At 64.1% G+C, this 9,227-nt stretch carries 1 protein-coding gene; it reads right to left on the bottom strand.

All coding sequences use genetic code 11. From position 1 onward, the window contains the following. A partial coding sequence (locus A5906_RS12585; protein WP_080135505.1) for a non-ribosomal peptide synthetase occupies window positions 1-9,227 on the bottom strand: 9,227 nt, incomplete at both ends.

The raw sequence follows: 9,227 nt of genomic DNA on the forward strand, positions 1-9,227 counted from the left end.
TGCGCCCTAAGAACTCCAGATTGCCGTCCGGCAGATAACGTCCGAGGTCGCCGGTCCGGTACAGCCGATCGCCTTCGACAAAGGGACTGGCGATGAACCGCTCGGCTGTCAGCTCAGGGCGGTTCAGATAGCCCCGCGCCACCCCCGCCCCGCCAATGTAAAGCTCGCCCACCGCACCGAATGGCACGGGCCCGCCATGGCCATCCAGCAAGTACACCCGCGTGTTGGCAATGGGGCGCCCGATCGGGACCACCGACCCATTAAAATCAGCCGGGCAACTCCAGAACGTCGCGCAGACTGTTGCCTCGGTGGGGCCATAAGCGTTGACAATTGATGCTGGGGCAAGACTTCGGATGAGTTGAGGCTTCGGCAGCTCTCCAGCAAGAATGAGAACCTGGGAAGCCAAACGTTCCAGATCCTTGCTTGCTTCAAGCAACGCTGGGGGTAATGTCGCGTGGGTGATGCCTTCGCTTCGCAGATAATCCGATAATTTGTCACTCGCTAGACGGATATCTTCCGCAGGCAAGTACAAAGCGGCTCCGGAGCCAAACGCCATAAGAAGCTCCCAAGCGCTTGCATCAAAAGCAACGGAGGCGAACTGCACGATTCGGCTGTTGGAAGAAGAGCCAAAAAGGCCGACCTGAGCCGACAGCAGATTGACCAACCCCCGATGCTGCACCATGACCCCCTTCGGGGTTCCGGTTGAGCCTGAGGTGTAGATCACATAAGCGAGATGGTCTGATGTGAGGCCAAGCGTGCGGCGGTCAGGGTCCGAAGCCGGCCGTTCGGCCCAGGCCGGCGTAGAGGTCTCCAGATCGAAGACCGTCACATCGGTCAGCACCTCGGGGCCGAGTGCTGCGCGACCGGCGTGGTCGCAAAGCAGCAGCCGCGGCGCGGCATCCTCGACAACCTGCCGCAGCCGCTCGCTGGGATAGGCTGGGTCCAGCGGCAGATAGGCAGCGCCCGCCTTGAGGATTGCTAAGACACCAACCACCATCGCCGGGCTGCGTTCAAGGCAGAGCGCCACCGGCTGGTCTGGCTTGACCCCGAGCGCGATCAGGTGGTGCGCCAGCCGGTTGGCCCGCGCGTTGAGCTCGCCATAGCTTAGCCGCTCGTCTTCGCAGACCAGCGCCACCGCCTCCGGCGCCTTCTGCACTTGCGCCTCGAACAGTTCATGGACGCACTGCTCCGATGGATAGGCCTCCTCCGTCCGGTTCAGATCCTCCAGCAGATAGGTGCGCTCCTCAGCCGGCAAGATGTCCAGCTCGCGTACCGGCGTATCCGGGGCATTCTCCAGCGCCTCTGCCAGCTGCTCTAGCGTCCGCTGCATGTAGCCGCAGATCCGATCCGCAGAGATAGGCTCCGTCACCTGCACAGTCAGGCCCAGCGCCTCGCCGAAATCCTCCACCGACAGGGTCAGCGGATAGTTGGTGCGTTCCTCCTCGGCCAGCCATTCCATACCCGACAAGACATCATCCGTCCCGGAGCCGGGGACAGCCGGAGCCGTGTTGTGACGATAGTTCAACACCGTGCTGAACAGCGGCGCCGACGCCGCAACAGCGCTGCAGCGCTGCGCCAGCGCCAGCGAGGCATGCTCATGTGCCAGCAGCTCGGCCAGCCGGGCGTGCGTCGTCCGCACGCTCGCCTCGACGGGGGTCTCATCAAGATCGAGCCGCAGCGGCAGGGTGTTGATGAACAGCCCCATGGCGCGGTCGGCGCCGGCGCTGCCCTGCAAGCGGCCTAACAGCACCGTGCCGAACACCACCTGCTCGCGGCCGCTGCTGCGCGCGACCACCTGTCCCCACGCCAGATGGCACAGGCTCGCCAGACTGACGCCCAGCCGCCGCGCCTGTTGCCCGAGGCGCGCGTGGAGCGCTGGCGGCAGCATCCGATGCGCCTCACGAACCCCGCTGCCGTCGCCGCGCACCTCGCTCAAGTCGAAGGGCGTGGTCGGCTCGTGGATGTCGGCCAGCAGCTCCCTGAAGAACGCTTCATCCGCCGTGGCATCACCGCCGAGATGCGCCTGCGCCACCAGATTGCGGAACGGCTGCGGCGCCGTCAGCTCATGCCCCCGCCCCTCCAGCTCGGCCCGGACCTCAGCATGCATCACGTCTCGCGTCGTGTGATCCCCGATCAGATGATGCTGAAGCTCCAGCAGCAGCCAGCGCGCGCTGCCGGGCTCGCGCGCAATCACAAACCGCAGCAGTGGCGCCCGGCCAAGCTCGATGCGGTGCCGGCGCGGATCAAACCGCTCCTTCAGCTGCTCGGCGCCAGCACCATGAGCGCCATCCAGCTCGAGCTGGGTCACCTCCAGTTGCGCCTTCCGCCACACCACCTGGGCCGGCTGCGACAACCCCTCCCAGACAAACGAGGTACGCAGGATGTCATTCCGATCCACCACCCGCTGGACCGCGGCAAGATAGCGATCGAGCAGCCCCCGCTCGGCAAACGCCATCTGCGACACCAGTAGGTATGGATCGCCCTTTGCCGCTAGCAAATGATGGAACAGGATGCCCTCCTGCAGCGGCGACAGGCCGTAAATGTCCTGGATGTTGCGAACCCCGCCGGGTACCGTGGCGATGATCCGGTCGATCTCGTCCTGTGCCAGCTCGATCAGCGGCAACATCTCCGGTGTGATCGCCGCACTCCGCTCGGTGATCAGGTTGGCCGGGACCGCCAGCTCCTGATGGTGGCCGAGGCTTGCGGCCAGATCCGCGAGCACCGGTTTGACGAACAAGGTGCGCACCTCAATGTGCAGTGACCGCCGCCGCAGATGCTCCAGCATCTGCACCGCCAAGAGCGAGTGCCCTCCCAGTTCGAAGAAGTTGTCGTGCCGTCCGACCCGGTCCAGCCCGAGTAGCTCGGCCCAGATCTGCGCCAGTACCGTCTCCATCTCGCCCTGTGGCGGCGCGTAGGTCCGGCGCGCATACGCCTCGTCGCCCGGGGCCGGCAGCGCGTTTCGATCGAGCTTGCCGTTCACTGTCACCGGAAGCGCCGACAGCCGCACGAACGCACTCGGCACCATATAGTCCGGCAGCCCCGCACTCACATGCGCCCGCAAACTGCCGGGGAGATCAGATCCCTCAGCTTCGGCGGCAACGACATACGCAACGAGCCGCTGCTCGCCGCGACCATCCTCGCGCGCCACCACCACCGCCTCACGCACGCAGGCGTGCTCGCAAAGCCGCGCCGCAATCTCGCCCGGTTCGATCCGGAAGCCGCGGATCTTCACCTGGTCGTCGTTGCGCCCTAAGAACTCCAGATTGCCGTCCGGCAGATAGCGTGCCAGATCACCGGTCCGGTACAGCCGGTCGCCGTCGACAAAGGGACTGGCGATGAACCGCTCGGCTGTCAGCTCAGGGCGGTTCAGGTAGCCCCGCGCCACCCCCGTCCCGCCAATGTAAAGCTCGCCGGCCGCGCCGAACGGCACCAGAGCGCCATGACCATCCCGCAGATAGATCCTCGTGTTCGCAATAGGACGGCCAATCGGGACAATGGCCTCATCAAACTCAGCCGGGCAACTCCACGCTGTAACGTCGATCGCAGCCTCAGTCGGACCGTAGAGATTGTGCAAGCCGGTCCAGGGCAATAGGCGCCGAACCTTATGCACACTGGCGGCAGGGAGCGCCTCGCCGCTGCATAAAACTCGCCGCAGCGATGTGCAGCGGTCAACACTCTTCGCATCCAAAAAGCTGACCAGCATGGATGGCACGAAGTGAACCGTCGTGATGCGCTGGCTGATGATCAACTCGACCAATGCATCGGGATCTCTGTGCGCACCGGGGGGCGCCAGTACCAGCGTTGCCCCTTCAAGCAAAGTCCAAAAGAACTCCCAGGCCGAGACATCGAAGCTAAATGGCGTCTTCTGCAACACGACGTCTGTTGGTTTCAGACCATAGGCGTTCTGCATCCAGATCAGGCGATTAACGATAGCCCGATGCTCATTCTGTGCCCCTTTGGGGTTGCCGGTGGATCCCGAGGTGTAGATCACATAGGCGAGATTGCGGGAGGTCAGGCTAAGCGTGCGCCGGTCAGGATCCGCTTCCGGCAGGCTCGCCCATGCCGGCGCCGCAGCATCGAGCTCCACCACGCTCACATCGGCCGGCACATCCTCGCCCAAGGCGGCACGGCCTGCCATATCGGCCAGCAGCAGCCGCGGCACCGCATCGTTGAGCACCTGGCGCAGCCGCGCCGACGGATAGGCCGGGTCCAGCGGCACATACGCCCCGCCGGCTTTCAGGATGGCCAAAAGCCCCACCACCATCATCGGACTGCGCTCAATGCAGATCGCAACCGGCTGGTCCGGCTTGACCCCGAGGGCGATCAGATGATGCGCCAGCTGGTTGGCCCGCGCATTGAGCTCGCGATAGCTTAGCCGCTCCTCCTCATGGACCACCGCTACCGCGTCCGGCGCACGGCGAACCTGTGCCTCGAACAGCTCGTGGATGCACACATCCAACGGATAGGCCACCGCCGTCCGGTTCAGCTCCTCCAAAAGATACGTGCGCTCGGCGGTCGACAGCAGCTCAATCCGCCCGACCTCTTGCTGCGCATCGACAGCCATCGCCCGCAGCAGGGCCAGCAGATAACCACGCTGCCGCTCGATCGTCGCCCGATCAAACAGCGCTGTGGCATAGGCCAGCGTTCCGGCAATCTCCTCGCCCTGCTCGCCAAGGCTCAGCTCCAGATCGAACTTGACCTGATCGATCCTCTCCTCGGCAGCTTCCACACTCAGCCCCGGCAGGTCCAATGACCCAACCGCATTGTTCTCCCAGGCCAGCATCACCTGGATCAACGGCGTGTGATCAAGAGCCCGGGGCGGCTGCACGATCTCCACCACCTGCTCGAACGGCAGGTCCTGATGCTCCTGCGCAGCCAGCACCGTGCGCCGCGTCCGCTCCAGAAGCTCCGACACGCTCGGCTCTCCCGACAGGTCCAGCCGAAGCGCCAGGGTGTTGACGAAGAAGCCGATCAGCTCTTCGATCTCGCGGTGCCCCCGATTGGCGCTCGGCACGCCAATCACAAGATCGTCCTGCCCCGACAGACGCGACAGCACCGCCGCCCAGGCCGCCAGCACCGTCATGAACAACGTCGTGCCATGCTGCAGGCTCAGCCGCTTCAGCTCCCGCGTCAGATCCGCATCGATCACGATCGGGATCATCGCCCCGGCAAACGACTGCTGGGCAGGCCGCGCATGGTCCGTCGGCAAGACAAGACGGGCCGTGCCTGCCAGGGCGTTGCGCCAATACTGCGCTTGCTTCTGCAGCCGTTCCCCCGACAGCCATTGGCGTTGCCAGGCGGCGTAATCCGGATACTGTATCGCAAGCGGCGGCAGAGGATCGTCCTGCCCAGCCGCGAACGCCCGGTAAAGCTGGCTAAGTTCACGCAGCAGCACGCCCATCGACCAGCCGTCCGAGACGATGTGATGCTGGGTCAGCAGGAAGACGTGTTCCTCATCCGACATCCGCACCAGATGCCCGCGGATCAGCGGACCCCGTGCAAGATCAAACGGCGTGCGCCCCTCTTCATGGCACAGATCCAAAAGTGCCGCTTCCGCATCCGATCTCTCTCGCAGATCATGCTCAATTATCGGCAGTCCCGCATTCGGCGGCAGAACCTCAACCCGGGGCTTGCCCTGGGTCGCGACAAAGACACTGCGCAGCGCTTCATGACGCGCAAACAGACGGTCAAGGCTGCGCCGCCAGGCGCTGCGGTCGAGCAGCCCGCGCAGTCGCAAGGTCAGCGGAATGTGATAGTTCGTGCTGGCTTCGTTCAGCTGCGCCAAAAACCATAGCCGCTGCTGCGCAAAGGACAGCATAAGCGGCTCATGGCGCGACACGACTGCAATCGACGGCAGCTCTTGCGGACCGGAGCGGCTCAACAGCTCGACGATGCTTGCCGCCAGGTCAGCCAGCACTGGCCTTGCGAACAGCCTCGATAGCGACAGTTCGACCCCAACTGCCTGTGACAGCCGGCTCGACATCTGCACGGCCAAGAGCGAGTGGCCGCCCAGTTCGAAGAAGTGGTCGTTGCGCCCGATGCGCTCGACACCGAGGAGCTCGGCCCAGATCCGCGCCAGCGCCGTCTCGACCGCACCTTGCGGCGACTGGTAGGCCGCCAGCGCATAGGCCTGATCGGCCGGCGGCGGCAGTGCGTTCCGATCGAGCTTGCCGTTCACCGTCAGCGGGAGCGCCGCCAGCCGCACGAACGCACTCGGCACCATGTAGTCCGGCAGCCGGCTACTCAAGTGCGCGCGCAAGGCGCCTGCAAGCCCGCCTTCATCGCCCTCGTCCGAGCCGGCCTCGGGCGCACAGACCACATAGGCGATAAGATGCTTGTCGCCGGCACCGTTCTGGCGCGCCACCACCACCGCCTCGCGCACCCAAGCGTGCTCGCAAAGCCGCGCGACGATCTCGCCCGGCTCGATGCGGTAGCCGCGGATCTTCACCTGGTCGTCGTTGCGCCCTAAGAACTCCAAATTGCCGTCCGGCAGATAACGTCCGAGGTCGCCGGTCCGGTACAGCCGATCGCCTTCGATAAAGGGACTGGCGATGAACCGCTCGGCTGTCAGCTCAGGGCGGTTCAGGTAGCCCCGCGCCACCCCCGCCCCGCCAATGTAAAGCTCGCCCACCGCACCGAACGGCACGGGCGCGCCATGGCCATCCAGCAAGTACACCCGCGTGTTGGCAATGGGGCGCCCGATCGGGACCACCGACCCATTAAAATCAGACGGGCAACTCCAGAACGTCGCGAAGGTCGTCGTCTCGGTGGGCCCGTAGCAGTTAATGAGACGTACGGGGCCTTTTTCTTTCAGCAATCTCAGAAATGAGGCAAGATCACTGCGCTCGCCCCCACACAGGAGGTGCTTAAGTTGCGCTAACGTTGGAGCAATCGATGATGCATATTGGTTGAATAATGCTGTTGTTAGAAATAGCGATGTCACTCGGTGCTGTTCAAGCGCCCGCGCAAAACTAGAAGCATCCCTGACGGTGTCGGCCTGCATGGCAACAATGCAACCACCGTTAAGCAGCGGTGCCCATACTTCGAATGTGCTTGCGTCGAAGGCGGGATTGCCAGCCCATGCCACACGATCTCCTGCATCGATCTTCGTATATCCATTGTTGATCACGAGCCGGTTGACGGCACGATGCGGAACAACAACTCCTTTGGGAAGGCCAGTTGAGCCGGAGGTGTACATAACGTAAGCGGCAGCCTCAGCGCTCAACGCCCGACCAGGATCGGAACTACATCCCGTTTCAGCTATGAGCGGCTCAATAGCCAGAACAGGTATCGTCGCTTCAACCAGATCATGCCCGTAAAGCACCAGGCGTGCAGCAGAATCGGCCATCAGCCATTTTTGTCGCGCCGGTGGAAGGGCGCGATCGATCGGCACATACACTCCGCCCGCCTTCAGAATCGCCAGCTGCGCCACCACAAGAGCGGCGGAGCGGTCCAGCACTGTGGCAATGCGATCCCCAGGCCTAATGCCGAGGGCGATCAGATGATGCGCCAGCTGGTTGGCCCGCGCATTGAGCTCGCGATAGCTTAGCCGCTCCTCCTCATGGACCACCGCTACCGCGTCCGGCGCACGGCGAACCTGTGCCTCGAACAGCTCGTGGATGCACACATCCAACGGATAGGCCACCGCCGTCCGGTTCAGCTCCTCCAAAAGATACGTGCGCTCGGCGGTCGACAGCAGCTCAATCCGCCCGACCTCTTGCTGCGCATCGACAGCCATCGCCCGCAGCAGGGCCAGCAGATAACCACGCTGCCGCTCGATCGTCGCCCGATCAAACAGCGCTGTGGCATAGGCCAGCGTTCCGGCAATCTCCTCGCCCTGCTCGCCAAGGCTCAGCTCCAGATCGAACTTGACCTGATCGATCCTCTCCTCGGCAGCTTCCACACTCAGCCCCGGCAGGTCCAATGACCCAACCGCATTGTTCTCCCAGGCCAGCATCACCTGGATCAACGGCGTGTGATCAAGAGCCCGGGGCGGCTGCACGATCTCCACCACCTGCTCGAACGGCAGGTCCTGATGCTCCTGCGCAGCCAGCACCGTGCGCCGCGTCCGCTCCAGAAGCTCCGACACGCTCGGCTCTCCCGACAGGTCCAGCCGAAGCGCCAGGGTGTTGACGAAGAAGCCGATCAGCTCTTCGATCTCGCGGTGCCCCCGATTGGCGCTCGGCACGCCAATCACAAGATCGTCCTGCCCCGACAGACGCGACAGCACCGCCGCCCAGGCCGCCAGCACCGTCATGAACAACGTCGTGCCATGCTGCAGGCTCAGCCGCTTCAGCTCCCGCGTCAGATCCGCATCGATCACGATCGGGATCATCGCCCCGGCAAACGACTGCTGGGCAGGCCGCGCATGGTCCGTCGGCAAGACAAGACGGGCCGTGCCTGCCAGGGCGTTGCGCCAATACTGCGCTTGCTTCTGCAGCCGTTCCCCCGACAGCCATTGGCGTTGCCAGGCGGCGTAATCCGGATACTGTATCGCAAGCGGCGGCAGAGGATCGTCCTGCCCAGCCGCGAACGCCCGGTAAAGCTGGCTAAGTTCACGCAGCAGCACGCCCATCGACCAGCCGTCCGAGACGATGTGATGCTGGGTCAGCAGGAAGACGTGTTCCTCATCCGACATCCGCACCAGATGCCCGCGGATCAGCGGACCCCGTGCAAGATCAAACGGCGTGCGCCCCTCTTCATGGCACAGATCCAAAAGTGCCGCTTCCGCATCCGATCTCTCTCGCAGATCATGCTCAATTATCGGCAGTCCCGCATTCGGCGGCAGAACCTCAACCCGGGGCTTGCCCTGGGTCGCGACAAAGACACTGCGCAGCGCTTCATGACGCGCAAACAGACGGTCAAGGCTGCGCCGCCAGGCGCTGCGGTCGAGCAGCCCGCGCAGTCGCAAGGTCAGCGGAATGTGATAGTTCGTGCTGGCTTCGTTCAGCTGCGCCAAAAACCATAGCCGCTGCTGCGCAAAGGACAGCATAAGCGGCTCATGGCGCGACACGACTGCAATCGACGGCAGCTCTTGCGGACCGGAGCGGCTCAACAGCTCGACGATGCTTGCCGCCAGGTCAGCCAGCACTGGCCTTGCGAACAGCCTCGATAGCGACAGTTCGACCCCAACTGCCTGTGACAGCCGGCTCGACATCTGCACGGCCAAGAGCGAGTGGCCGCCCAGTTCGAAGAAGTGGTCGTTGCGCCCGATGCGCTCGACACCG

It is taken from the genome of Bradyrhizobium sacchari (genome assembly GCF_002068095.1).
GTDB classification, from domain to species: Bacteria; Pseudomonadota; Alphaproteobacteria; order Rhizobiales; family Xanthobacteraceae; genus Bradyrhizobium; species Bradyrhizobium sacchari.